This window comes from Noviherbaspirillum album, from assembly GCF_035916955.1.
GTDB classification, from domain to species: Bacteria; Pseudomonadota; Gammaproteobacteria; order Burkholderiales; family Burkholderiaceae_D; genus Noviherbaspirillum; species Noviherbaspirillum album.
In genome coordinates, this window is record NZ_JAWIIV010000011.1 from 1 (window position 1) to 25,596 (window position 25,596).

A 25,596-nucleotide genomic window follows, 5' to 3' on the forward strand; every position below is an offset into this window, starting at 1 on the left:
AGATTTCCCTCTTCCGTTTCAAGCCTACATGCTTAACGCATGACACAATAAAACGGACGACTTTTGCAGAGATTCCTTAAGAAACTGAATATGGAGGTCAACAAAATTTTGGTAATGCCCGACGTCGTAGACAAACTTTCAGCAGTCGGCATTGATGCGAAGGGTAGTAGTGCAGAAGAACTCGCTGCATTGATTAAGGCTGATAGTCAAAAATACGCAAGAGTAATTAAACAGGCTGGGATCAAGCTCGATTGACATGAAACCTTCATCTGCATGACCGGCATAGAATGTTTACGCCATAGTGCCAAGAACTCAATCGTTAGAGCTCATCCCAACCTGAATATGTTGAAACAGTCCCACGGAGCGGTAGCCACTACGATAGGCCCGCATTGTTCTTTGCTAGAGCGCTTTCGGCTTGACTGGACTTGGCGAGGCCGAGGCGATTTGCCTGCGGCACAAGGCGTGGCGACGCGACATTGCGGGCTCGGCGCCCCTGGCCCATGGCAAGGAGTCACAGCGCTGTACTGCTGACAAATCGCCCAGCATCGACAGTACAGTCAAGCCGAAAGCAATCTAGCGCGAAGCCACCTCTGAGCGCTCCTCTTAGAGCCACCCCTTTCAAGGTCTTACTTAACGAGGCCATTCTTGAGGACTCGTGCGGTGGCGACATGGCGGCGTGCGACAGCGCCTGAGACATAGCCATTCTTTGCCGATGGCTTCGCGCCACGCGTATGCTGTCGCAGTGACTTAGCAGGTTGTTGAAATTCACCTCGAAGCATCTGTCGCGAGGTGATCGCAGAGATTTTTTGAAGCAAATCTGTGCGCCATGCAGACCGATGGGCGGTAGCTTGCTTGGCCCGCTGTGGCAAGGCCTATGCTGTTTCCCATAGTGATGCGCCTCATCATGCGCCTCCCTCCGGCACCGCGAACAGTATTCGCGCCATCCGGCATAGATTGCTGGCTGCCATCGTCAGCTTGAACTGGTGATCGACCCGCCGTAGTCCACGATACATCGTTTGCCTAAGATGGCCGACCGTCTTGGCCCAGCCGAAATGCTCTTCAATGCGCGCCCGGATGGTCTGGCTGACCCCATAGCCGCCATGCCGGGTGGTACGTCCGTCAATGGCGCTGCCGCCCCAGCGCCGCTCATGCCGAGCCACATGCGGTGTGACATTGCGGGCACGGCAATGGGCCACGAAATCGCGTGTATCGTAGGCCTTGTCGGCGCCGACCGTCTTCGCATGGCGCCCGGGAAGACAATCGAGCAGGCGCAGGGCATGGATACGCTCGTTCATGCCGTCGGCGTGACTGACGACGGCACCCACCACCAGGCCTGAGCGGTTCTCCATGAGCACATGACCCTGGTAGCACAATACCGCCGGCGTCTTGTCGCTCTTCTTGTATAACCTCGCATCAGGGTCCGTGGTCGAGGCATGAGTGTCATTGCTGCGCGGCTTGCCTTTCCAGTTGGCTTGCCGATTGCGGCCGCTACCGCCGGGTGGCTGATCATCCGAACCATCCTTGGCGACAAAGCTCTTGTGACTGGCCCAGGCCTGGATCAGCGTGCCGTCGACCGAGAAGTGTTCCTTTGACAGCAGTCCTTGCTTATCCGCCGTCGTCATGACTTGTGTGAAGAACGCCTCCACCACCTCATGCGCGAGCAACCGGTCACGGTTCTTCGAAAACACCGAGTGGTCCCAGACTGCATCATCCATGGCCAGTCCGACAAACCAGCGAAACAGCATGTTGTAGCGCATCTGTTCCATGAGCATGCGTTCGCTACGCACTGAATAGAACACTTGCAGCAGCAATGCTCGCATCAGCTTCTCGGGCGCGATCGAAGCGCGACCTGTATCGGCATAGATCAGACTGAACAAGCCATTCAAGCGCTTGAGCGCATCGTTGACCAAAAAACGGATGGGCCGCAACGGGTGATCCGCCGGCACAAAGTCCTCCAGCTTGCTCATGGTGAACAAACTCTCTTGCATCTCATCGAGTCCACGCATCGCCTTCTCCCTTCGTCGTCAACACAATATCCTTAACGACTACCCTGCAAAGCCCGTTTACATGCGGATGAATTTCAACAGCCTGTTAGGATAGGCATGCAGTGCTATTTGCAGCAATACCTCCGCCAGTCGAGCCGCGCTCATGCGGTCGTAAGGCTTCCATGCTGTCGGTATCACAGCCATTATCATGCCGGCATAGTGCGCCCGGATTTCATCAGCAAAGCAATAAGACGATAATTCTATCTCATCATGCTGCAACTCGTGCGCAGCCCACACCGCCGATTGCAATACCGCCAGCACGTTGTACGCCATCACCGCCACACCAAATGCAAACAGCGCTGCACGTGGATGACCCAGCGTCTACACCTCGCTGTGCAGCACCGCTTCGAGCCGCTGGAACAGCGATTCGATTTTCCAGCGAAATCGATACACGCGGGCCACGCTGCGTGCGCTGAACTCCCATGCCGGCAGATTGGTCAGCAGCCGAATCACCGTGTCACCGTCCTCGGTGGGATGCGCCAGGTACAGTTCCACCCGCCGCAATCGTATGAGCTTACCCTGATCATCCTCGATCGATACCGCTTGCTCATGGACGCCACGAAAGCCGCGCAAGGGCTTGAGGCGTTTCTCGCTGGCGGGTAGATGATTACCATCGACAATGCGCAGCTTATATCCGGGTACCATGGGCGGCTTACCACCCAGCATGGGCGCCAGGACTTCACCCAGACGACTCGCACCGCCTTGCACCAAGGCACGCACCAGGTCAGGGGAAGTGCCGTTGATCTTGTCGTAGAGGAAAGTAATTTTAGCTACATTGCGCTAGTAATTTTAGCTACATGTCACTGCTGTCATGGATTCTCTCCATAAATCAATGACTTACTGAATAAACCAGAAACCGAGCATTCTTCAAATGACGGAAAGTAATTTTAGCTGCACTTTTCGTGCAACCGTAGGCCTTTATTGCCGCGCACCTGAACCCAAGCGAACACGCGTGAAGGCCGTTCTCGCTTCCTTTGACATCGGAACGATTCGCAATGGAGAAGGAATGAGCCATGCATACTGCGCACGGCAACTTGCACATCGATAGGGGGTATTCAGTAATCGTGCATTTAGACGGTACGGAGTGCGCCCACCGCATTCAGGACAAACGTCCGACACGTCGATTCTATGGAAAGGGCATTTTCCTACTCTGTTGAGCTGGTGCACAACGCTATGGTACCCATCCTTGAGGCATAGTTTGCAATACTTTAGCCAAGGGCTGCTGGATCGTTGGAGTGACTCCGGTAGTACTGACTCGCGGATTGTTTTACTGGGGAGGCCAAGTGCTTTGGCTAATCCACTGATATCCACTTTCTTTGCACATGCCTCTATGCCCTCGTAAGGGTCAGTAATCTTCTTTGCTGCCTGAGCCGCAATCAGATGTCCGGGTAACTGGTTCTGTCTCGCAAATTTCCATAGAAGGGATACGATGGATTCATATGGATATACCCAAGTTTGCTCAAACACATAGCCGAATGCTGGCTTCAATTTGGCCTCGTCGAACAACATAATGGGCAGTGTCATTCTAATCTCCCTCGCTATACCAGCTTGGCCAGTTCAGTTAGGATACGAGCGGTCGCTACACGTGCCTGGACGTAACCAGAGTTACGAACAGCATGTCGCCACATTTCCCTTGAAGGACGGAAATCCGGCCGGTCTTGCAGTTCACTTTCCTTGAGGACGATTTCTACTGCCCTCGTAAAGGATTCCATCGGAATCTCCAGCTTGCTGCCCAGACTCGCCTTATTGTGGAGAGTTACAAATTCATCCCATAATATTTGGGCATCCTGTATCAGAGCGTACCCATCATCAACCGCCTCAGGCAGATAGAACCGTGTGAATGTCCAGTCAGTCTTTTGCGGAAACGCGGTTTCGCCATATCCACTCAAACATGATGCAACGTCATGAACGTTACGAATGCCGAAGAAGGCAAGTTCATCAACCATCAACCTGGCGACGATCTGAGTGCGACCTGCCCGCTGCATATTAACCTTGATTGAGTATAGTTCCTGCTGCCCAACAAGAAACATGAACAGCTTGATTTGCAGACGGTCGAGGTGATCCTGAACATCGCGGAGCCATTCGTACTCGTTTTCCGCAAGACGCTGAGCTTCGTCGACGAACATGATGGCGGTTCCACTGCCATTCTTCGTGCACGCCTCCCTTATCTTGCTGATCAGCCGAATTCGCTTGCTTGGGTTAGTTCCCCTATCCGGATCGGGGCAACCTACAGCATCTAAAAGATTGGTAAAGAAGGGCCCTTCCGCATGCCGGGGTTTATGTTCAGCCTGCACATGGTAAGTCGTAATTTTGGGATGAGTCTCAGCCATCAGAAGTCGCAAGTACTCGATCGAGCGAGTCTTCCCAATGCGCGATGGCCCATAGATCAAGGCGCCTGTCGTCCTGTATCGCAAGCAGCGATTGATCAGTTCCAGGAAGGCTTGTATGGCGGGTGTCGCGATCCGATAATTGCCTGTTACGATAGGATGCATGTCCGGATCGATTGGACGAACGTGTCTCATACCCCTTGACCTCCCTAATTAGCAATACGGTTCAGATACCGCCAACGAATCCGGATGGAATAGTGAGCGGCTGCGGTTTTATCGTTTCGTTTTCTGGTCTCTTTTCTTTTTGTGCGTCTTTGTATTGCTGTTGACCGCCCTTCTCTGGCAACAAGGAGGTCGAACTTAGGCCAATACCTGAATCCGGCTCGACAATAGCGGCAGGAGCACTCGCCAGAATTCTAGTGGTCCGTTCGAGATCACTTGCTGCTCGCCGGCTTGTTCTGGCCTTCGCCCGCTTTTCCTGCATAAAGTCATCCATGAACTCATAATCTATTCGAGACTTGAGCTTGTTTCCTGCCCGTTTCCTCAGAATTTCCCGCCTCAGTTTCAGGTCATGGGCCATTTCTCCCCACATTCCTTGCGCCTTCAGGATTCCAAGTTCGGATCCATCTGGTAGAAATGCCCGTACGGTACGGAGGTCCTCGCTGTTGTAATAGATCCGCAAATCTCTTCCGAAGAGATCCGTACTGGATGCGAGTACGCTGTTTGTATAGCGGACTTGGAACAGGTTGATATGCGCACGTGTACCTTCTGCCAGATAGCCTCGTACCCGGCATCTGCGAGCCTTTTGCATCAAGCAAAGCATGCGACGCTTTGGCTCTGGTAACCAGGAGATTAGCTGGCCCTTCCCTCTTACGAGGTACTCCATCGCCTCTATTGGAGTACGGCCATTGAGCCCGTCATGCGGCGTAGCGTTGTAGATGGCAATCGACGCCTCCATCAGCTCTTCCATCTCACTCAGAGCAATGAGTAGCCGCAGATTTCCTTTAGGATCGGAGAGCGCCCGACGTACATCCTGCGGATTGGATCCAGTATAGCCCGGCAGGCGGGACGATAACGTACTTCCAATCGTTCCAAAGAATCGCTCGATATAAGGCCGATCATTGGGATGATGGGGTGGACCAGCATCTACGGCACAGCCGATGAACTCACAAAGAGCACGTACGGTGTCGTCAGCAAGGTTGGCCTTTGCATTATCAAGACGCATACGCTCCCATATCGCATAACCAAGTTCAGGCAGGCGACTGGATGGAAAGCCTCCCGACGCACCATATCCGACATTGGGTAATGCAAAGGAACGCGGCATGTGAGGGGTCAGCGCTTTTTCAATCGTTCGGATGACATCGTAGCGGCCATATTCCCGCGAGAGAACCAGGTTATAACCGAGAACTGCTCGAGTGCAAACGTCAATAATGGCCAGTAACCAGATACGCTCAATTTCGACTTCCTCTTCAAATCCCAATGGATCACGTATTACGATCTTCAGTCGTACGTCGACACGGTGCCCATCGAACTCGACCACCTGGTAGGGACGCACTGGTCCTCGTCGCACGGCGATTCCGGGATGAGGCAACCTTTTCACCCGCATGGCACCGGCTGCGCGTGCAGCTGCACCGAACTTGCTCAGCAATTCCCCTTTGACATATGCCGACAAGGTACGCATTCCCATGCGGTCTGTATTGAGCGGATAGTCGTTCCCCGTAATGCCCAGCTTTCGACACTGCGTAATGAAACCTGCATGCAGATGGCCAAGATTTCTTAGCCGTAACTTCAGTTTCCCGTCGGTGCCAATTTGATCGAGTACGACTGCGCGTTGCTCAAGTTTCCCATTCAGCCACGTTGCCAGCGTTGGATAGCGTTCAAGCAGAACTTTGAAGGCGCCGGCATAACCGCCCTTGGTTCCCGCATGCACCGACAAGAACTCTGCGGTACGAGTATAAGGATCGATACGCCGGCTCTTTAGCAGAGCACGGTACCCATAAATTTGCCCATCCTCCGCTTCCGTCAAACATCGGTCCAGCAACCAATACAATTGCCGGCTATGCACTCCGGTTCGCTTTCCAATCTCACGTAACGGTGTTCCGGCGATATAGAGCTCTATCGCCGTGGAGCGCGCAACGAACACTATTCTTTTCTCTGCCGGTATTGCATGGTGGTCGACCGCGGGCCAGATGCTTGTGTCTATTTCGAGGAAACAGTTTCGCCTTCGATTCATGACTTGTCCTTCACCGGTTCGAACCGGGTTAGAAACGACAGCGGCTCGGTGAGGAGTTGTGGTGCTCGCAATTGGCCTCGATGAAGCAACGTGAATATCGCTCCACGTACGATAGTGGGCTCCGAAGTGGCCAATTCTCTTTCAATGTGCGAGAGCTGCATTGGCTCTGTGATCAGCTTTTCTATCGACTTCAACAGCGTATCTGCTACGAGTCCCCGGCAGGAAGTAATGATGGGAAGGATGCGTTCCCAATTCTCTATCCAAACCTGTGCAGCAGCGAGCTCGTTCTGCGAAATCGTCTTGACCGCGTAATAGGCCTTGGCAAGCGTGGTGTTCTGTACCGAACACTCCTCGCCTATGATTAATAGCGTCTCCTGGTCACCTTGCTTGATCCAGAAATCAACGAGCAGTTTTTCGTTGTCTATTTCGAGGAATGCTGGGCGTTCGCAGTAAGTCTGTATCGACGGGTCGGCTTCCAGGCAGACCCACTGACCATAGGCCGCCTCGCCAAAGCATTGGACTCGCCGATCGAGTTTGAGCCCATAGATCTCAATACGCCGTGAGCCACGCGGGCGAGCCATTGAAACTGGGGCATGGAAGCTTGTTGTCAGTCTCGTCATTCCGACAACGTACGCCTTGGTTGGAAAAACCAAAGCTACGAATAGCCAAAATTACTTCCCTCTGCTACCAAGCGTCAAAATTACTTTCCAAAGTACGCTAGTAAATTTGACTACAAATTCTGGATCTCAGAGGGAAGCGGCGAAAAAAGTGCAGTCAAAATTACTTTCCTCTACGATACCGACGGTAACGTCTATAATGCGCAGCACGGAGCGGGCGAGATTGCAATCTTTGACAAACATGGCTTTTCTTATGGCGCGATCCCATTGCCCAAAGACGCGGGCCTTGGAACGACAAACATGACATTTAACGACGAATTTGTATGTTACCGAGTCACTGACGGACGTGGTTTGGCGGGTGCAGGTAAAGACCAAGAGAATAGTTTCTCATCAATAGCTATCGCCAGCGCGAAAATGCCAATAGCCCTGCGCACCATCGGCACATAACGCTGCACGGCACGAGGCTGACCCACCACGCGAAAGACACAACGCTCTGAGACAGCAAAGCGTTCCTGCGGCATGCACACGGCACGACGGAGTCGCTCGGGACTTACCAGTTTCCCGAAGCGACTTCCTTGAGCATGGCCTTATTCAGTGACAGGTCGGCTAGCAACTACTTCAATTCGATCAAACCCTGTCACCAAGGCATCGTTACGGCGCCTCAAGAAGAATTCGCGATGTCTCGTATGGGGCAGTAATCATAAGATTATGACCGGTTTTGAGCTCAATGTAATTCCAGCCTGGATCTTTTCGCACCTTTTCCGCAAACTGGCCGAACGATCCCGTAGACCTACCAGTGCAAAGTACGTAGGTACGCGGCATTTTTAGGTGTGCGTTCTTTGTCAGCCGTACCGGCTGGGCAAAGGTCTGGAATGACTGTTGACTAAGGCGTGCCTTAACCCATTCAATGTCTTCCTCCTTTTCTAAACCGAGCAGGTGAATAGGTAATGGTGCGGCAATGCCAGTTTCCAGACCTAATTTCAGAGACGCCTCGCGTCGATCGGAGGACTGGTAATCCAGCAGTCTCTTACCATCCTCTGGCAAGAAGGCATCAAGGTAGACGATACTCCTCAACCGATGCGAAACACGTTCGGATACACCGGTGATCACCATCCCAGCGTAGCTATGGCCTACGAGTACCACGTCATTAAGATCCTCCATGTCCAAATACGCAACTACATCCTGTATGTGAGTATCAAGATCAATGCCGCGGTTGTGTAAATGAGCACGATCACCCAATCCTGTTAATGTTATGACGTGAACATTATGTCCCTCAGCATATAACAGTGGTATCACTTTTTTCCAACACCAGCCACCGAGCCAAGCGCCGTGAACAAGCAAGTAATTACGCTTGCTTCGGACACCTGAATGCGACTGCCCAATACTCGCCGTTGTACACCCACCCAAAGCCAGCGCTGCGGCAGTGGCCGTGCTCGATTTGATAAATGTTCTGCGTCTATTAAGGACCATCCGCTCACCTTTTTGGAATAGGTTATCAAAGAGTGAAATATTCAAGTTAGGCCACTATCCGCCCGCTGCAGCGGCTTGCGCCTGCACGGTTTCGTTGGCCGACGTGGTGGTCGGAACGAAGGCATCGCAGTAGAACGCATCAGGATCCAAGCCGCCCGCATGAACGAATTCATGGCGCGCCGCGTTGATCATCGCCGGAGCGCCGCAGGCATAGACTTCGTGACTGCTCAGTGAGGGGATATCGGCCATCACGGCCTGATGCACAAGGCCGGTTCTGCCGGTCCAGTCGTCCGATGGTTGCGCATCAGACAGCACGGGCACGAAGCGGAACCAGGACAGCTGGCTTTCCCATTTGCGCGCAAGATTCATCTTGTAGAGATCCTGCGGACGCCGCGCTCCCCAGTAGAGCACCATGCTGCGTTCGCTCTTGGCCTTGATCGCGTCCTCGATAATGGACTTGATCGGAGCGAAGCCGGTGCCGCTGGCCAGCAGCACAATGGGTTTGCCGCTTTCGCTTCCGTCTTCATTCCCGCGTAGGAAGAAGTCGCCGTAAGGAATCGACAGTTCAAGCTGCTCGCCGGCAGCAAGGCCCTGCTCCATCCTCTGCGAAAATCTGCCACCGGGCACATGGCGTATATGCAGCTCGACGCTGTCGTTCTGGTGCGGAGGATTGGCCATCGAGTAATGCCGGAAACTGCCGTCTTCGAGCTTGACGCTCAGGTACTGGCCCGCCTTGAATTTGACGCGCGTACCCGCTGGAAAGCGCAGTTGCAGAATGGTGACGTCGGGCGCCGCACGGGTCATCCGATATACCTTGGCCTTGATGGTCTTGATCGCATTCTTGTCGATCTTGCGCACTTCGCGCACTTCCACCGAGACATCGGAGCATGGATGCGCCTGGCAAAGCAGCACATGGCCGCTCTTTTCCTCTTCCGCGGTTAGGCCACCTCCAAGCCCCCCCTGCACCTTGCCCGAAACGACACGTCCGCGGCAGCTGCCGCAGATGCCGCTGCGGCAGGAATAAGGTATTTCATAGCCTGCGGCGAGCGCGCCGTCGAGCACGGATGTGGCCGGCTCGCACGAGAACTCGATGCCATGGCCCTCAAGCTGGATCGTATGAGACATGACGCTGACCTTTCATTTCTGGTGATTGAGTTGCCTGCTTGTCCGCCCTAGTGCGGCATACCGGCAAGCATGCGCGCGGTGCGGATCGTCGCCTTGGGATCGGCAATGCCCTTCCCCGCAATGTCATATGCGCAGCCGTGGCCGACGCTGCTGAACAGAATGCCGGCACCGACCGACAAGGCGCTGGCAGTCAGCGGGCTCAGGAGCTTGATGGGAATATGTCCCTGGTCGTGGTACATCGCCAAGTACACATCATGCCTGCGCTGCGACAGCATCAGGTCCGCACCGGCCGGGCCGTCGACCGAATAACCCATCTCACGCAGGCGTTGAACTGCCGGAACATTGATCAATTGATCGTCGCTGCCGAACAAGCCGTCTTCGCTCGCGTGCGGATTGATGCCGAACACGCCGAGCTTCGGTTGCGCGATGCCGAGCGCCCTGGTGGCTTCAATGACCGCAACGGCGGCATTGACCACCAGCTGGGTATTGATCCGGTCGAGCGCGCCGTGAAGGCGCTCATGCAGCGTGACGTGCCCGATTCTCAATTCGGGCGATACGAGCAGCAGGAAAACGTGCTCTTCCGGCGTGCGGGTCAATTCCGCGATGAGACCGGGATAGCCCGAGAAACGGATGCCGGCGCGGTGGATGGCCGTTTCCGAATGCGGACAGCCGATCACCGCATCGACTGCGCCCTGCCGTGCGAGTCCGACAGCCTCGCGGACATAGCTGACGATGGCCGTGCCGGCCTCGGCAAGCGTCTCGCCCGGGCAGAATGCCGTCTGCGGGAGCGCCGGAACATCGACGAAAGGCAGCACCGGACCGCTATGCGCTGCACCTGGCTCGAACCTGACCGGACGCAGCTGCGGCGCATACCGCTCGGCATGATGGCGCACCAGATACTCGTCGCCGACCAGCACCAATTCCACCGCGCCCTGCAATTCGGCCGCCGCCTTGACGGCGATTTCCGGGCCGATGCCGTTGGGTTCGCCAAACGCAATCGCAATACGCTTCATCGCAGCTCCTTTACAGAGGGATCACGAGTAGCGTGTCGATGTTGGTGCTGTCACACACTACGACACGCTCGGCGAACTTGAGACTGCCATTTCCATCGACAATAACACGATCAAGGTAACGTCCTGTCGCGAAGACCATGGTCTCGCCGCCGCGCATGATCCGCATCACGATGAACGGAGTTTCCACCGAAGCCAGCCTGTCATCGTTTTCGACGATGAACGGAATGCCGATGATATGGCGGTAGCGCTGCTCCTCATAGATGTTGGCTTCCCGCATCGCCACAATGCGGTCTTGCAGCATGCCGCGCGTATCCGCATATACCATGCCGGCCTGCATGCCGGCGTCGTGATTGTCCGCGGTGGTGATGAGGTAAAGGCATTTTTCCTGGAAATAATCGGGCCATTGCTCAAGCTGGTCGTTATCGATGCAGCGGGCATAGGCGGCATTGAGTGCGGAAAGCTTTTCTTGCGTGATCGTGCTCATGCGCTCAGATCTCCATGTAGCTGCGGTAGGCGTTCCAGAAACCTCGCACCGAGGCTTCGGTGGTTCGGTTTTCTTGAGTTTCGATGCTATCGCCTCCCATCTTCAGGATCGCCTTCTCCCGGCTCGCGCCTGCAATCCCTCGCTGCACGAAACCGCCGACTGCGCCGTCCTCCATCGAGACGAAACCGGCAGAACCGGTCAGGTTCAATTGCTTGAGGCGCATGCGGCGCAGTTCGGGCGTATCGTCCTCGAAGCCGAAGTAAGTCCAGTTCAACACGGTCTTGTCGATGCCGGTCGGCAGGATCTGCCGGATCGCGAGCGTATTCTGGATCTGCGCCAGCACGAAGCCGGGGAATACCGACAGGATCTGCAGCGTGACGCCGTCGCCGAACTCGTCGCAGCCTTCCAGCATGGTCGGGTCGGCCAGCTTCAGGCTCTCCATGTCCGAACGCAGCTTTTCGGCCGCATACTCGCTATCGGTCTGCGGCTTGTGATCGATCTTCGACCAGCTGATATGGTGCGCGCCGGTTTCGCTGATCACCACGCCACCCTTCTGCGACAGGCGGTTCAGCTTGAAGGTGGTGAAGAAGACATGCAGCAGGCTGGCATGATAGGAATCCTTCACGTTCTCGATATACAGCTTCCAGTTGTTCGGGATGGTCTGCTTGAAGCGGCCCAGGATTTCCACCGGCTTGTGCATCACGCGTTCGATCTTCTGCAGGATCTCGTCGCCGAGATATTCCTCGATCGGAGGCACATCGTCATCGAAGCTGCCGAACACCAGGCCGGCCACGACGGCGGTGCGAAGCTTGCGCGGCGCGTGTTCTTCCTTGCAGAAGTCCGGAGGCATGCCGCCCTTGCCGTTGACGCCCTGTTCGAATGCGACGCCCTTGAGATTGCCTTGCAGGTCGTAGCGCCACGCATGGTAGACGCAGGTGAAGTCTTTTTCATTACCGCTGTCCTTCAATGCGATTAGCGCGCCGCGATGCGCGCAGCGGTTCTCGAACGCATAGACGTCGCCCTCCTCGTCGCGCACGACGATGACGGGCACTTCGCCGACGAAGGTGGTGCGGTAATCGCCGTTGCTCTGGATCTCGGCCTCAAGGCAAAGATAATTCCATGTCGAGCCGCCAAACACGCGTTCCTGTTCCTGACGATAGACGCGCTCGTCCTGATACACCCAGTACGGGACTTCCGTCAGACCGGGTTCCCAGGTCGCGCTGCTTGTGCGCATGTCATGCAGTTTCACTTCCATCTCGTTCATCCTCGTCGATTGTCTAACGTCTGCCGAACCATCAATTCATCGTCACGCCGGCGCTGTCGATCACTTTTTTCCAGCGCACGCGCTCGTTCATCACGAAGTCCTTCATTTCAGCCGGCGAGTTTCCGACGATTTCCGCGCCCTGCTCAAGAAATTTCTGCTGTACGTCCTTCTGCTTCAGGATGTCCTTGATGGCGCCGTTGAGCTTCTGTGTGATTTCAGCTGGCGTGCCGGGCGGCGCAGCCATAGCAAAGAAGGTTGACGCGTTGAATCCCGGAAGCACCGACTCTGACAAGGTCGGCATATTGGGAAGCAAGGGGCTGCGATTGGCGCTGGCCACCGCCAGGATTCTGGCCTTGCCGGTTTCATGCAGTTTTGACATCGATGCGATATTGTCGAAGAAGACGTCGACCTGTCCCCCCATCAGATCGGTCAACGCCGGCGCCGTGCCTTTGTATGGCACGAAGGTGTACTTCGTTCCCGACTGCGTCGCGAACATCGAAGCCGTCAGATGCGATGTCGTACCGTTTCCCTGCGTGGCCACCGTGACCATTCCGTCCTCCTTCTTAGCGTAAGCGATGAAATCTTTCGCCGTCTTCACCGGAAGATTGGCGCGTACGGCCAGCACATTGGGTACGGTCGCAAGCACCGTGACCGGCTCGAAGCGCGCGGGGTCGAAGGGCAGAGACTTGTACAGGTACTGATTGATCGCCAGCGGCGCCGGCGGCGTTGCAAGCAGGGTATAGCCGTCCGGCGCCGCCTTCGCAACGGCTTCCGCGCCGATGTTTCCGCCGGCGCCCGTGCGGTTTTCAACGATCACAGGCTGTCCCCATTTGTCGCTCAATTTCTGGGCGATGATGCGCGGCAGAATATCGGCAGTACCGCCCGCCGGGAAGTTGACGATAATCTTGATCGTCGCTTTCGGATAGCCTTCGGCCGGGTTGGCGAATGAGGCTGCAGCGCCGGCGGCAAGAACAACGCCGGTCATTAATTTGGATATTGCGTGCTTCATGTCTCCTCCATGTCTTGGCAACCCTTGCATTTGCGCTTCGGTCAATCTCAATGACGCAGAATTTACCACACGTCGATCAAAACGGGGGTTATTTTGGATATAATGTTCGCATATCGAACAATCCACACGAATTTATCGCATGACGGACATTGAACTTGATCTTGATAAAGAATTTGTGGCCGGGCTGGAAAAGGGCTTGATGATCATCGAGGCTTTTGCATTGAACAATGGTCCTCTCACCATCAGCGAGGCCGCAAAAATTACCGGCCATTCACGCTCTTCTGCGCGTCGTTCCCTCATTACCCTGGAGCGCTTGGGTTACCTTGAAACGGACGGCAAGCAGTTCCGGCCGGCGCCGCGCTTGTTGCGCCTGGCGCATGCGTATGTCGCTGCGTCGCCATTGGCAAAACTGGTTCAGCCTTCTCTGGAAGCCCTGAGCGAACGTACTCAGGAGCCGAGTTCCTTCGCGGTTCTTGACGGCTCCGATGCTGTGTTCGTAGCGCGTGCGGCCGCAAGGCGGAGCCTGTCCGGCGGGCTCTGGATCGGATCGCGCCTGCCGGCTTACTGCACTGCGACAGGGCGGGTACTGCTCGCTGCGTTGCCGGAAGGCGAGGCACTGCAGAGACTGCAGCGGATGATGCGTCAAAAACTCACGCCGAATACGCAGACTGAAATTCCCGCTCTGATGGAAGAACTTGCCCGCGTCCGTGCAAAAGGCTATGCGTTGAACAATGAAGAGTTGGAACTCGGCGTTCGATCCATTGCCGTACCCATCCGCAATGCTGCAGGCAAGACGCTTGCGTCGGTCAGCCTCGCTACGGCGGCGTCGCGGCGAACCGCCGACAACATGATCGATACGCTGCTGCCCGAACTGGAGAGCGTACGGCGGATGCTCGGTTTCCTCATTTGATGCGCATTACCAGCCGCTTTCATTCAGATTCAATAACTCGCACTTTAAAAAGTCCAGCAAGGCACGCACATGCGGCACATGTGCTCTCGCCTTTGGAATCCATGCCCGTAGCCAGAGATCCGGTACAGGATATTCGGTGAGAATCGGTACGAGATGTCCTGCTTCAAGTGCAGGGGCAAGAATCACTTTCGCGAGTATGGCCACTCCCTTGCCTTCGCGCGCGGCGGCCAACAGCATATGGCTGTTGTTGGAGGAGAACTTGGACTTTCCTTCCACGACGAGACGTTTCTCGCCACTTTCAAAAGTCCATGCCGCTCCCGACGGTCCGAAAATAAGGCAATCATGGTGTGCTAAGTCATTCGGATGACAAGGCGTCCCGCGCGCCGACAAATACGATGGCGACGCGCAGGCCAACCGCGGATAAATGCACAATGGCTCCTCAACGACCCCCGTGTACACCTCTGGCAAGGCACCGATCGCGATATCAAAACCTTCATCGGCAGGATTGACTGATCTGTCGAGCGTCTGCACATTCAGGCTCACACCTGGATGCTCTTCCTGAAATGTGATCAGTATCTTGGCGAGATAATTCGCTCCCAGGGTCGTTGGTACTTTCATGCGGATGCTGCCGATCAATTCGGAGTTCGAAGTAGATACCCCTCGCATTAAATCATCCAGCTCGTTCACCAAAGTCCGGGCTTTCGGGAGAAACAGCTTACCGGCGTCCGTCAACTCCACTCTCCGTGTCGTCCGCGTGAGAAGCGTAGTCTTCAGCCGCCATTCGAGCTGATCGACACGTTTTGTCACTACCGATGGTGCCACACCGATTGCCCGTCCTGCCGCTGTAAAGTTTCCCGTCCTAGCGGTTTCCAGAAACGCTTTCAGATTCAACAAAGTATCCATCCATGCTCCAACCAAGCATTTCTAAGATCCAACGGTCTTGCCTGCTTAGCGAAATCATATAACGGAATGCCCAGCTATTTCCCTCATTTTGGAAAAAGTCCTCGCGCAAACTGGCTTATTCCCCACCTTATCAATGAAGATTACCATCCTCTTCATTGCTGGTCCTCACCAAAAGCACACCGCAGCAATTACGAGATGAAGGAGACTTTCATGTGGAAAACCATGTTCAAGAGCGCTGGCTGTGTTGCAGTTCTTATGCTTGCCTCTACACAACAAGCTGTCGCGCAAGAGGCTGCCTACCCAACCAAGCCGGTAAGGATCATTGTTTCGTTTCCACCCGGCGGAACCACTGACTCGATTACCCGCATCATTGCAGGCAAGCTCAGCACAAAATGGGGTCAGCCCGTTATTGTGGAAAATCGGCCAGGCGCTGGTGGCAACATTGCTGCGCAAACAGTGGTCAACGCCAGTCCGGATGGCTACACGCTATTGTCCAGCGCTCCTGGACCGCTCACCATCAATTTCAATATCTTTAAAAACCTGAATTTTGACGCCCGAAGGCTTGTGCCTGTGGCCATGGTCGCCGACATGCCGAACGTGCTCACTGTCGGTCCGACCATCAAGGTGCGAACCCTGGAAGAACTGCTGACGCAGTTGAAGCAGAATCCCGGAAAGGTAACGTATGCGACTCAAGGCAATGCCACCACATCGCATTTGACCGCTGAATTATTTCAGTCAATGACTGGCACAAAGATGCTGCATGTTCCTTATAAAGGTTCGACGCCTGCATTAACGGATTTGATCGGCGGTCAGGTGGATCTCATTTTCGACAACATCACGACGTCCCTGCCCTTCTATAACCAGAAGCGGGTCAACATTCTCGCCGTCGCATCCAAGGAACGCCTCGCAACCTTGCCGAACGTGCCAACGGCGGCCGAAGCAGGACTCAAGAACTTCGAATCCGCAACCTGGGTCGCTTTCGTCGCTCCGCCCGGCACACCGGCCGCAGTTGTTGACAAGATCAATAAGGGCGTCAACGAAAGTCTCAAGGAACCCGACGTTCAGAGGCAGTTTGCAGACCTTGGCGCTCAAACCACCGGAGGCACGCCGGCACAAATGGCGGCTTTCCTCAAAAGCGAGACCGCCAAGTGGCAGAAGGTGATCGAGACCGCAAAGATCACGGGCGAATAACGCTAGATTCAGATCCTGCATGCAGTCGGAGACAAGACCGTGAACCAGATGACAGAAACCGGCGCGCTCACTTCAGCGAACACCATTTCGGTTGCCGAGGCCTACCTTTCCCTTCTACACGACCGAGGTATCGATTTCCTGTACGTCGGTGCCGGCACCGATACTGCTCCCGTGATCGAAGCCTATTCGCGTGCGGAAGAAGCAGGGCTGCGCTTTCCTGCACCGATTCTGGCCGTTCACGAGAATCTCGCGGTAGGCATGGCCCACGGTTACACCATGCTGACCGGGCGCCCTCAGGCCGTTATGCTGCATGTGACCGTGGGGGCCGCCAACGCAGTCTGCGCAATCATGAATGCCGCCAGGGCGCAGATCCCCGTGCTGTTTACCGCAGGGCGCACGCCATTGCTGGAGGAGGGCCGCCTCGGTGCCCGAAGCCATGAGGTCCACTGGGCCCAGGAAATGTATGACCAGGGCGGCATGCTGCGCGAACTGGTGAAGTGGGATTACGAACTACGCGACGGCACAAATGTCGAGCAAATCATCGATCGCGCTCTTGGCATCAGCATGACCGAACCACGAGGCCCTGTCTATCTCACCCTGCCGCGCGAAGTGCTTGCTCAGGAAAAGAAAGGCTGTCGCCTGAGAGGCTCCTACCTCGCCGCCACGAGCCCGCATCCAGCCCCTCATGCCGTTACAGCTGTAGCGCGCGCCTTGATTGAGGCGAAGATGCCTGTGTTCGTCTGCACCAATACCGGTGCCAATCCAGCCACGGTCGCGCTGCTGCAGGAGATCGCCAATCGCTTCGGCATAGGCGTGGCGGAAAACAAGCCGCGCTATATGTGCTTTCCGTCTGACCATCCGCTGCATCTCGGATTCGACATGGCCAGCGTTTTCCGCGAAGCCGACGCCCTTGTTTTTCTCGACTGCGATGTTCCCTGGATTCCTGCACTCTTCCAACCGAACGAGGATACCTTCATCGCGCAGGTCGGTCCGGATCCGCTTTTCGGCAACTACCCGGTCCGCAGCTTCCGGTCCGATGTGGCCATTACCGCAAGCTCGCAGTCCTTCCTGGAAGCGCTCATCCCTGCCTTGGCCGAGGCGGGCGGTGAACCTCGACAATCGGTACGACATGCTGCCGCAGCGTCGCAAAGCAGGCATATGCGCCAGGCGGTTGCATTGCGGGAGCAGGGAGACCGCGCCAAAGGCGGCCCGATCACCAAGCTTTTCCTGTCGCGCTGTTTGCAAGAGGTCAAGTCGGAAGATGCCATCATCGTCAATGAATATCCCGCGATGCGGGAACAGATGGCGTTCAATCAACCCGGCACCTTCTTTCAGCTCCCCTCTTCCGGCGGACTCGGCTGGGGAATGCCCGCGGCGCTCGGCGTGCAACAGGCTGCGCCAGACAAGGTTGTCATTGCCGTGCTGGGAGACGGGGCCTATCTCTTTGCCAATCCGGCCGCGTGTCACCAGGCAGCCGACATGCTGAGGCTGCCACTGCTGACCGTCATCTTCAATAACGAGTCTTGGGACGCCGTTCAGAAAGCCGCGCAGGGTATGTATGCCAACGGACACGCTGACCAACAACTCAAAAAGCGAGGTCACGCGCCGATCTCTTCGTTGAAGCCGTTGCCGGATTTCGAGAAGTACGTCGAAGCATCCGGCGGCTATGGCGAGCGCGTCACCGAGAGAGACCAATTAATTCCAGCGCTGCTGCGCGCTCTCCATGCCGTTCGACATGAAAAGCGGCAGGCATTGCTGAATGTAATGGGCGTCTGAGTCAGAAGGAACTGCTATGAGCGTCGAAATCATGAATACAGCAGCAACCGCCGAAGCCGGACTAGCGGACAACCGGGGACAGTCGCATGACACGCTACTGACCTTTCCACATACCATCAACGGCAAACCGGTAGCGGGTTCCGCATTCTTTGAAGTCATCAATCCATCGACGGCGCAGGCATTCGCGCGCTGCCCGGATGCGACGCAGGAAAATCTGCAACAAGCGGTAGAGGCCGCACGTGGTGCGTGCTACTCTTGGGCGACTTTGTCTTGGGAGGAGCGCCGGCGGCATCTGCTGGGCCTTGCCGCCGCAATCAGAGACCATCGAGAGGAACTAGCACGGCTCATCACATCCGAAAACGGAAAGCCGATCGCACGTGCCCGCGACGAGGTCGAGCGCTCTGCCTCTCAGATGGAGAGACTCGTGACGCTGCAGGTGGAAGATGTCGTGCTGCGCGACGATGCACAAGGCCGCATCACGATGCGCCACCGCCCACTAGGAGTTGTCGGCGCGATCACCCCCTGGAACATGCCGCTGGTGCTCTGTGTACCGAAGATTGCACATGCTTTATATACAGGCAACACCGTCATAGTGAAGCCGTCGCCCTACACCCCGATGTCTGCGCTTCGGCTCGGCGAGATCGCCTGCGATCTGTTTCCGGCCGGCGTACTCAACATGCTAGCGGGTGGCAATGATCTGGGGCGCTGGCTGACCGAGCACTCCGGAATCGACAAGATTTCCTTTACCGGTTCCGTGGCGACCGGCAAGCGCGTCATGGCCAGCGCGTCGGCCACGCTCAAGCGGGTGACCTTGGAGCTGGGTGGCAACGATGCTGCCATCGTCCTTGATGACGTCGACGTCGACGCCGTCGCGCCAAAACTATACGCCGCCGCATTCGGTAACAGCGGCCAGATCTGTATGGCGATCAAGCGGCTCTTCGTGCAAAGATCGATCTACCCCAGCCTGTGCGAAGCCATGGCAAGGATTGCGAAAAACACCATTGTCGGCGACGGTTTCGATCCCACGGTACAACTTGGACCGGTGCAGAACGCAGCACAGTACCGCATCGTGCTAGACATGCTGGACGATGCCCGGAAACAGGGCGCCCAATTCCTAGCGGGCGGCCATGCCCTCAATGGCCCAGGATATTTCATCGCCCCGACCATCGTTACCAATGTCGCTGAAGGCATGCGCCTGGTCGATGAAGAGCCCTTCGGTCCTGTACTGCCGATCCTGCCGTTCGACAATGTCGACGACGCGATCGTCCGTGCCAACAATACCCGTTACGGCCTGACGGGATCGGTTTGGACCAAAGATCTCAAACGTGGGGAAGCACTGGCAAACCGATTGGAAGCCGGCACAACGTGGGTCAATCAGCATGTCGGACTGGACGCCTGTATTCCATTCGGCGGCGCCAAGGAATCCGGTATCGGCTGCGAATACGGAGTCGACGGGTTGAAGGCGTACATGCAGGCCACTGCCATCAACGTTCCTGTGCATTGATAACGCTGAGGTTCGAAAACGGATCGAACAACACAACTGGATGCAGGCGCAGTTGTTGCGGGGAACACAGCACCTGCTCGTCTGCGGTCAATAAAGCAGTAAGTTTTTTAGAGAGAGCATTATGGATACCAAGGTAATCGATACATCTGCATTGCAAAAGCGCGAGGATTGGCCTGAAGGCCAGCTTACACGTGTGCCCTTCTGGATCTACCAAGACAAATCGGTGTATCAGAAGGAACAGCGCAACATTTATCAGGGTGCGGTGTGGAATTATCTATGCCTCGAAGCCGATCTGAAAAATGCTGGGGATTTTGTGAGCACGTTCGTGGGCGAAACACCGGTCGTTGTCTCCCGTGACAATGACGGCGAGATATATGGCTTCGAGAACCGTTGCTCCCATCGCGGTGCGCTGATTTGCTTGGAGAACGCTGGCAATGCGCAAAACTTCAATTGCGTCTATCACGCCTGGTCGTATGACCTGCAGGGCAACCTGAAAGGCATCGCCTTTGAAAAAGGCGTCAACGGGAAAGGCGGGATGCCCGCCAGCTTCTGCAAGGAAGAGCATTCTCCGCGCAAGATGCGCATTGCGACGACCTGCGGTCTGGTATTCGGCAGCTTCAGCGACGACGTTCCTGACATCGAGGATTATATCGGCGAGCCCGTCCTTGCACGCATCCGACGCATCATGAACAAGCCGGTCAAAGTCCTCGGCCGCTTCTCCCAAGCTCTCCCCAATAACTGGAAGCTGTATTACGAAAATGTTAAGGATTCGTACCACGCCAGCCTGCTTCACCTATTCCTGACGACGTTCAACGTCAACCGCCTGACCCAGAAAGGCGGCTTGATCGTATCCGAGGATGGGGGCAATCACGTCAGCTATTCGATGATCGAAGAAGGCTGGCAGGCCGATACCGAGTATCGTGAACAGGGCATCCGTTCGGAGAGTGACAAGTACCAACTGCACGATCCGGGTTTTCTCACAGGCACCGATGAATTCGGCGACGGTATTACGCTGCAGATCCTGACCGTATTTCCGGGCTTTGTCATGGGGCAGATCTGGAACAGCGTGGTGGTAAGGCAAGTGCTGCCCACCGATGTGGATGCGACCACGCTCAACTGGACCTATATCGGCTTCGAAGACGATACGCCGGAAATGATCCGCAATCGCATCAAGCAGTCCAATCTGGTCGGCCCTGCTGGACTGGTATCCATGGAAGACGGTTGCGTCGGCGGCTTCGTGCAGCGTGGCGTCGTCAGCGCGGGTGACGAGTCGGCAATTCTGGAAATGGGCGGCGACTCCACCTCATCGCAGGATACCCGAGCCACCGAGGCCGCTGTACGCGGGTTCTGGAAGACCTATCGCAACCACATGGGGATCTGACATGAAGCCGTCCGACCTGTTGTTTTCAATCAGCCTGCTCAACTCTCAGTACGCACACACCATCGATACTGACCACCTCGAAGAATGGCCGGATTACTTTACTGATGACTGTCTCTACACCATCACATCCTTTGATAACCACGCCAAGGGCTTGGAGACGGGCATTGTCTACTGCGATTCCAAAGGCATGCTTAAAGACCGTGTATCAGGCCTGCGCGAGGCCAATATTTACGAGGAGCACCGTTATAGGCATCTCGTCATGATGCCCACGCGTGCGGAAGCCGTCGACGGCGTCGCGAAATCGGAAACCCCGTTCGCGGTGTATCGGATCATGCGTGACGGACGTACTTCCCTGTTCGTCACCGGTTTCTACCAAGATGAATTTAGAACAGGCAGCGACGGCACACTGAGGATTGCAAAGCGTATCGTTGTCTGCGACAGCTCGGTCTTCGATACGCTACTCGCAATACCGCTATAAACGAGGAGTAATCATGTTTAAAATAGACTTGCCTCAGAGCGGCATGTCCTATGACTGCAAGGACGACGAAACGGTTCTTGACGGCGCGATGCGCGCCGGCCTCGAATTTCCCTACTCCTGCCGATCCGGTGTATGTGGCAGCTGCGAGGGCGATGTTGTGGCGGGCGAGTATGCCATCGCCGGCCGCACTGGCGACGATCGCGGTCATTGCGGTCCGTCCGAGCGCGTCAAGCTGTGCAGGGTAAAGCCCTGCTCAGATATGGTTCTGCATCCGCGCGAAGTCCGCAAGCTGGATCCCAATGCACATAAAACCGTCAAGGCAAAGGTATACAAGATCGCCAAGGCAGCGTCGGAAGTGATGATCCTGAAACTGCGCTTTCCCGCAGGCACCCGAGTCAAGTTCAAGGCTGGCCAGTATCTGAAGGTGATGTTGGACAACGGTGAGGAGCGCAGCTTCTCGATGGCGAACCCGCCGCACCAGAACGACGGCGTGGAACTGCATATTCGGTACCTAAAAGGCGGCTTATTTTCCGAGCTTCTGTTCAACTCGGTCAAGGCTGGGGATACGTTGACGGTGCGCCTGCCGTTCGGCGACTTTTACCTGCGTAAGACTGAGGCTCCAATCGTGTTCGTGGTTGGCGGCACGGGCTTTGCTCCGGTGAAATCGATAATCGAAGATATGAAGAAAAATAATGTGCGACGGCCCGTCCACCTGTACTTCGGCGCACGCACGCCAGAACTGTTGTACATGAACGATTTGTGTAATCAATGGGCGCAGGATATTCCCGATTTCAGCTACATCCCGGTGGTGTCCGACGCGCTCCAGGACTGGAATGGGCGTTCCGGACTTGTTCACAACGCAGTGCTCGAAGACCTCCCTAATCTTGCAGGGCATGAAGTGTACGCGTGCGGGGCGCCCGGCATGATTACCGCGGCAAGGGAAGCATTTGAAAACATCGGCGGGATGGCGCATGACGCATTCTTTGCCGATGCTTACATCCCGGCAATGGAACTGGCACCTTCAGTGATAGCTGAGGCGGCGTGAGCAAGGTCTGCAACAATCAACCACCATATGGCCGTATGCTGGCAAAGCGCTCGGACAATGAGCATCAGCCATACAAGATGCAGTACGGGCGGTGACAACCGCCCTCTATAACATTCAATAAGAGGAGAGAACGCAATGAAATCGGCATGGACAGCGCTCGCATTGGGAGCGGCATTCGCGCAAGGAACGGCATTGGCACAAACGGCTCCAGGCAATGGCGTCACGATCTACGGCCGGTTGGATGTGGTCGTCGATGCCGTCCGCTTTTCGTCCACGCCGACCACTACTTCCGCAAACGCCCGGTATTTGTCTACGGACACGTCGTATTGGGGCGTACGCGGCACCGAAGACCTCGGCGGTGGCTGGCGCGCGCAATTCAAGCTGGAGAACGGGTTCAGCGTCGATACCGGTGCGTTAGGCAGCGCGACAGCATTTTGGAACCGGGAAGCGTTGGTTGGCGTCGGACACAGTCAATACGGTACTGTTTTGCTGGGAAGTCAATACGGGCCGGCGTTCTGGATTACGGCGAAGGTCGACCCGTTCCAGCGCTCGGGCAACGGCGCGTTGTTTAACCTGCTGCAGGCAAATGCCGGCAATGCCCAGCGTGGCTATCGCCTGGTGCAGGACAATGCCGTCCAGTATATATCGCCCACGTTCGCGGGCTTCACCGGTCGGGTTCTATATGGACTGAGCGAACGCCCATCGGAACCGCGGGACCTTGGGGAATTTAAGTCATTTGGGCTGGAATACGCACAGGGGCCATTTTATGCCGGCCTTAGCTATGAGGACGAAGGCGTTGCGACTGCGCCGGCAGGCGGTGAGCGGTCGAAAAAGACCTATACTCTTGGCGCAACCTATGACTTCAAGTTCGTTAAGCTTCATGGCTACTTGCTCAGGAACAAGCTGGAAGCGTCGCCGGGTGACCTTGAGGGATATCTACTCGGGTTGACCTACCCGATCGGCCGGGGTGCCATCCGTACCTCCTACGCCGCGGCAGAGGTTGATGGTGTCGCCGGCTCCAAGGCGACTGTAGCTGCTATCGGGTACACGCACGAGTTATCTAAGCGGACTACGCTATACACGGGCTATGCCCGTCTCAACAATGGTGCAACCGCAAACTTCGGCCTGTGGCCGAGTTCAAAGACCTATGGGACTGCGGCACGCGGACAAGACATCAGCAGTCTGCAGGTCGGAATCCGACACTTCTTTTGATAGCTCAAGGTTGCACGCTTTGCAGTGGACAGCAAAGCGTGCTCTTTACTGACATGCACCCTGCCCTGACTGCCGCCACGTAGACATACCTGCTATCTTCGCCAAGCGGCCGACACCGAACCCGGAGACGTTCCCAGGACAAAATGACCACGTCGATCCGACCCAACATTATGTGAAGGCCGCCATTGGAATGAAAGCCTCAACTCCTGCGCAAAATCTCATTGCGTCAACACCCGTCGTATATCTGCGCGCTGCAATCTACCTTACTGTCATCCTTTGCTTTCTGGCCTTCAAGGTCACCAGTCTGCCGATCTTTGGGCTGGCTCTGTCTGGTGCTTCGCTCTTGTCCATCGTAGTCTCGTTGCCAGTTGCAACGCCATTGGGGCGTACCATTGCCATGGTATTCGTTTCTGCAGGCGGGTTACTGCTTTGGCGAGCTGGGTTGGGCTTTCGGGAATTCATTGGTGCCTACGGACAGATGGCTTACCTTATTGCTTTGTTCGCTGTACTTCCCATACTGGCTGCACCGATCCGGCTGGGTGGTTACAGCCATGCGATCCAAAGTCTAATGCTGGGACGTGTCAAGACTAAGTTTTCGCTGAACTGCATCACGACATCAATGGCGTACTTATGTGGTTCATTCGTCAGTATGGCCGCCATCCCGATCATGATGGCGTGTATGCGACCTGTCGTTGACAATTTTCCACTACGCAGCGAGCAACGTTTCATGACTGTGTCTGCCATATCCGGATATGTCCTTCCGCTCTTTTGGACACCGGTATCAGGCATTGTCGGCGTGGTGTTGCAATCCCTGCGAATGGACTGGTTTTCGCTTTTCCCACTATTGTTGCTGCTTAGTCTGGTCTGTCTAGGAGTAAATTGGCTGATATTTAGCCTAATCGAAGGCAGTGAGACTTGTCCCCCAGACCAAGCACTTACAGCAGAACCGAGCGCACCGGATTCAGAATATTATTCCTCTCTTTCTGATCTGATGCAGATGGTGTTCGGGATTTTCATCCTCCTCTTATCCATCGTTGTGCTCGAACACTGGATGAGGGTTGGCTTAGTGACTGTAGTGACACTGCTTGCGATACCAGCAGCATTGATTTGGTGCATGCTGCTTGGAAAAGGCAAACGCTTTGCATCCGAAGGAAGTCGCGAATTCTTCGATCGTCTTCCGCGCATGGCAGATCAGTATGCGGTTTTCCTCAGCGCCGGCTTCCTCGCAACTGCCATTGCGCTATCGGGCACCAATCATATGGTGAACGAACTTTTCATAAAGATGAATGAAGTGATTGGGGCCCCACTTCTACTTTTGTTCATGCCTGTGATCGCGCTTGCTGTTTCCTTCGTAGGTGTGCATCCGCTAGTAGGTATTGCTTTATTGGGAGAAGCGCTACGTCCCGAAGTTCTAGGCATCTCATCGACACAGCTTGCAATTACTCTGGTCGGCAGTTCCGTTCTGACGTTTATGCTTGGCCCCTTCAGCGGCACACTGGGCTTGGTGCAGACCATCTCCAACACGTCGACCTTTCGCCTGGCGTGGTGGAACGCTCCATACGCTGCAGGCTACTTCTGCGTACTTTGTCTTTTCATACTACTCGTCTGA

Annotated in this window: 24 protein-coding genes; 11 read left to right on the forward strand and 13 right to left on the reverse strand. The window is 55.6% G+C overall.

The genetic code is table 11. The features are described 5' to 3' along the window. Positions 1-90: 90 nt before the first annotated feature. Positions 91-255 carry a hypothetical protein gene (locus tag RY831_RS14405; RefSeq protein ID WP_437126272.1) on the forward strand — a complete coding sequence of 55 codons (165 nt, stop codon included), beginning with the start codon at positions 91-93 and terminating at the stop codon, positions 253-255. Between the two features lie 647 nt (positions 256-902). Here the strand turns inward: RY831_RS14405 and RY831_RS14410 are convergent. The 6 genes from RY831_RS14410 to RY831_RS14435 all read right to left on the reverse strand — a co-directional run bounded on the left by RY831_RS14410 (position 903) and on the right by RY831_RS14435 (position 7,225). Further along, on the reverse strand, positions 903-2,006 hold the full coding sequence (locus RY831_RS14410) for an IS5 family transposase (RefSeq protein WP_326507059.1): 1,104 nt from the start codon (positions 2,004-2,006) through the stop codon (positions 903-905). A gap of 57 nt (positions 2,007-2,063) precedes the next feature. Further along, complete coding sequence (locus tag RY831_RS14415; RefSeq protein ID WP_326507060.1) at positions 2,064-2,318, reverse strand: hypothetical protein; 255 nt, start codon at positions 2,316-2,318, stop codon at positions 2,064-2,066. A gap of 48 nt (positions 2,319-2,366) precedes the next feature. Beyond that, positions 2,367-2,690 (reverse strand): hypothetical protein, encoded by a 324-nt coding sequence (locus RY831_RS14420; RefSeq protein ID WP_326507061.1) that lies wholly within the window; start codon positions 2,688-2,690, stop codon positions 2,367-2,369. Between the two features lie 893 nt (positions 2,691-3,583). Beyond that, a complete protein-coding gene (locus tag RY831_RS14425; RefSeq protein WP_326507062.1) occupies positions 3,584-4,537 on the reverse strand; it encodes an AAA family ATPase in 954 nt (317 codons plus the stop codon). Positions 4,538-4,598: 61 nt separating this feature from the next. Further along, positions 4,599-6,605 (reverse strand): TnsB C-terminal domain-containing protein, encoded by a 2,007-nt coding sequence (locus RY831_RS14430; RefSeq protein ID WP_326507063.1) that lies wholly within the window; start codon positions 6,603-6,605, stop codon positions 4,599-4,601. Further along, positions 6,602-7,225 (reverse strand): hypothetical protein, encoded by a 624-nt coding sequence (locus RY831_RS14435; RefSeq protein WP_326507064.1) that lies wholly within the window; start codon positions 7,223-7,225, stop codon positions 6,602-6,604. The genes RY831_RS14430 and RY831_RS14435 overlap by 4 nt, the downstream gene beginning before the upstream one ends. Positions 7,226-7,522: 297 nt before the next feature. On the opposite strand from RY831_RS14435, the gene RY831_RS14440 reads away from it, so the two are divergent. After that, on the forward strand, positions 7,523-7,669 hold the full coding sequence (locus RY831_RS14440; protein WP_326507065.1) for a hypothetical protein: 147 nt from the start codon (positions 7,523-7,525) through the stop codon (positions 7,667-7,669). Between the two features lie 204 nt (positions 7,670-7,873). Here the strand turns inward: RY831_RS14440 and RY831_RS14445 are convergent, their stop codons facing one another. The 6 genes from RY831_RS14445 to RY831_RS14470 all read right to left on the reverse strand — a co-directional run bounded on the left by RY831_RS14445 (position 7,874) and on the right by RY831_RS14470 (position 13,587). Continuing rightward, the gene (locus tag RY831_RS14445; protein ID WP_326507066.1) at positions 7,874-8,737 is read right to left on the reverse strand and encodes an alpha/beta fold hydrolase; all 864 of its coding nucleotides are present in this window, start codon (positions 8,735-8,737) and stop codon (positions 7,874-7,876) included. 9 nt (positions 8,738-8,746) lie between these two features. Then, positions 8,747-9,817: a CDP-6-deoxy-delta-3,4-glucoseen reductase gene (locus RY831_RS14450; RefSeq protein ID WP_326507067.1), complete on the reverse strand. Its 1,071-nt coding sequence runs from the start codon at positions 9,815-9,817 to the stop codon at positions 8,747-8,749. 47 nt (positions 9,818-9,864) lie between these two features. Beyond that, entirely contained in the window at positions 9,865-10,830 is a 966-nt protein-coding gene (locus RY831_RS14455; protein WP_326507068.1) for a PdxA family dehydrogenase, read from the reverse strand. 10 nt (positions 10,831-10,840) lie between these two features. Continuing rightward, positions 10,841-11,314 carry an aromatic-ring-hydroxylating dioxygenase subunit beta gene (locus tag RY831_RS14460; RefSeq protein WP_326507069.1) on the reverse strand — a complete coding sequence of 158 codons (474 nt, stop codon included), beginning with the start codon at positions 11,312-11,314 and terminating at the stop codon, positions 10,841-10,843. Between the two features lie 4 nt (positions 11,315-11,318). After that, the gene (locus RY831_RS14465) at positions 11,319-12,548 is read right to left on the reverse strand and encodes an aromatic ring-hydroxylating oxygenase subunit alpha (protein WP_437126275.1); all 1,230 of its coding nucleotides are present in this window, start codon (positions 12,546-12,548) and stop codon (positions 11,319-11,321) included. A gap of 61 nt (positions 12,549-12,609) precedes the next feature. Further along, positions 12,610-13,587, reverse strand: a complete 978-nt coding sequence (locus tag RY831_RS14470) for a Bug family tripartite tricarboxylate transporter substrate binding protein (protein WP_326507071.1) — start codon at positions 13,585-13,587, stop codon at positions 12,610-12,612. A 139-nt stretch (positions 13,588-13,726) separates the two neighbouring features. On the opposite strand from RY831_RS14470, the gene RY831_RS14475 reads away from it, so the two are divergent. Then, positions 13,727-14,497, forward strand: a complete 771-nt coding sequence (locus tag RY831_RS14475) for an IclR family transcriptional regulator domain-containing protein (protein WP_326507072.1) — start codon at positions 13,727-13,729, stop codon at positions 14,495-14,497. Between the two features lie 6 nt (positions 14,498-14,503). Here RY831_RS14475 and RY831_RS14480 read toward each other — a convergent pair whose 3' ends face one another. Beyond that, on the reverse strand, positions 14,504-15,400 hold the full coding sequence (locus tag RY831_RS14480) for a LysR family transcriptional regulator (protein ID WP_326507073.1): 897 nt from the start codon (positions 15,398-15,400) through the stop codon (positions 14,504-14,506). Positions 15,401-15,610: 210 nt separating this feature from the next. Between RY831_RS14480 and RY831_RS14485 the strand changes: the two genes are divergently transcribed. From RY831_RS14485 to RY831_RS14520, 8 genes are all read left to right on the forward strand, one after another. After that, entirely contained in the window at positions 15,611-16,591 is a 981-nt protein-coding gene (locus RY831_RS14485; protein WP_326507074.1) for a Bug family tripartite tricarboxylate transporter substrate binding protein, read from the forward strand. A gap of 48 nt (positions 16,592-16,639) precedes the next feature. Beyond that, positions 16,640-18,367, forward strand: coding sequence for a thiamine pyrophosphate-requiring protein (locus RY831_RS14490; protein ID WP_326507075.1), 1,728 nt, complete (start codon positions 16,640-16,642; stop codon positions 18,365-18,367). Between the two features lie 16 nt (positions 18,368-18,383). Continuing rightward, the gene (locus RY831_RS14495; RefSeq protein ID WP_326507076.1) at positions 18,384-19,871 is read left to right on the forward strand and encodes an aldehyde dehydrogenase family protein; all 1,488 of its coding nucleotides are present in this window, start codon (positions 18,384-18,386) and stop codon (positions 19,869-19,871) included. A 121-nt stretch (positions 19,872-19,992) separates the two neighbouring features. Continuing rightward, on the forward strand, positions 19,993-21,252 hold the full coding sequence (locus RY831_RS14500; RefSeq protein WP_326507077.1) for an aromatic ring-hydroxylating dioxygenase subunit alpha: 1,260 nt from the start codon (positions 19,993-19,995) through the stop codon (positions 21,250-21,252). A 1-nt stretch (position 21,253) separates the two neighbouring features. Continuing rightward, on the forward strand, positions 21,254-21,730 hold the full coding sequence (locus tag RY831_RS14505; protein ID WP_326507078.1) for an aromatic-ring-hydroxylating dioxygenase subunit beta: 477 nt from the start codon (positions 21,254-21,256) through the stop codon (positions 21,728-21,730). Positions 21,731-21,743: 13 nt separating this feature from the next. Then, positions 21,744-22,775, forward strand: coding sequence for a 2Fe-2S iron-sulfur cluster-binding protein (locus RY831_RS14510; protein ID WP_326507079.1), 1,032 nt, complete (start codon positions 21,744-21,746; stop codon positions 22,773-22,775). Between the two features lie 135 nt (positions 22,776-22,910). Continuing rightward, a complete protein-coding gene (locus RY831_RS14515) occupies positions 22,911-23,987 on the forward strand; it encodes a porin (protein ID WP_326507080.1) in 1,077 nt (358 codons plus the stop codon). Between the two features lie 190 nt (positions 23,988-24,177). After that, a complete protein-coding gene (locus RY831_RS14520; protein WP_326507081.1) occupies positions 24,178-25,596 on the forward strand; it encodes a hypothetical protein in 1,419 nt (472 codons plus the stop codon).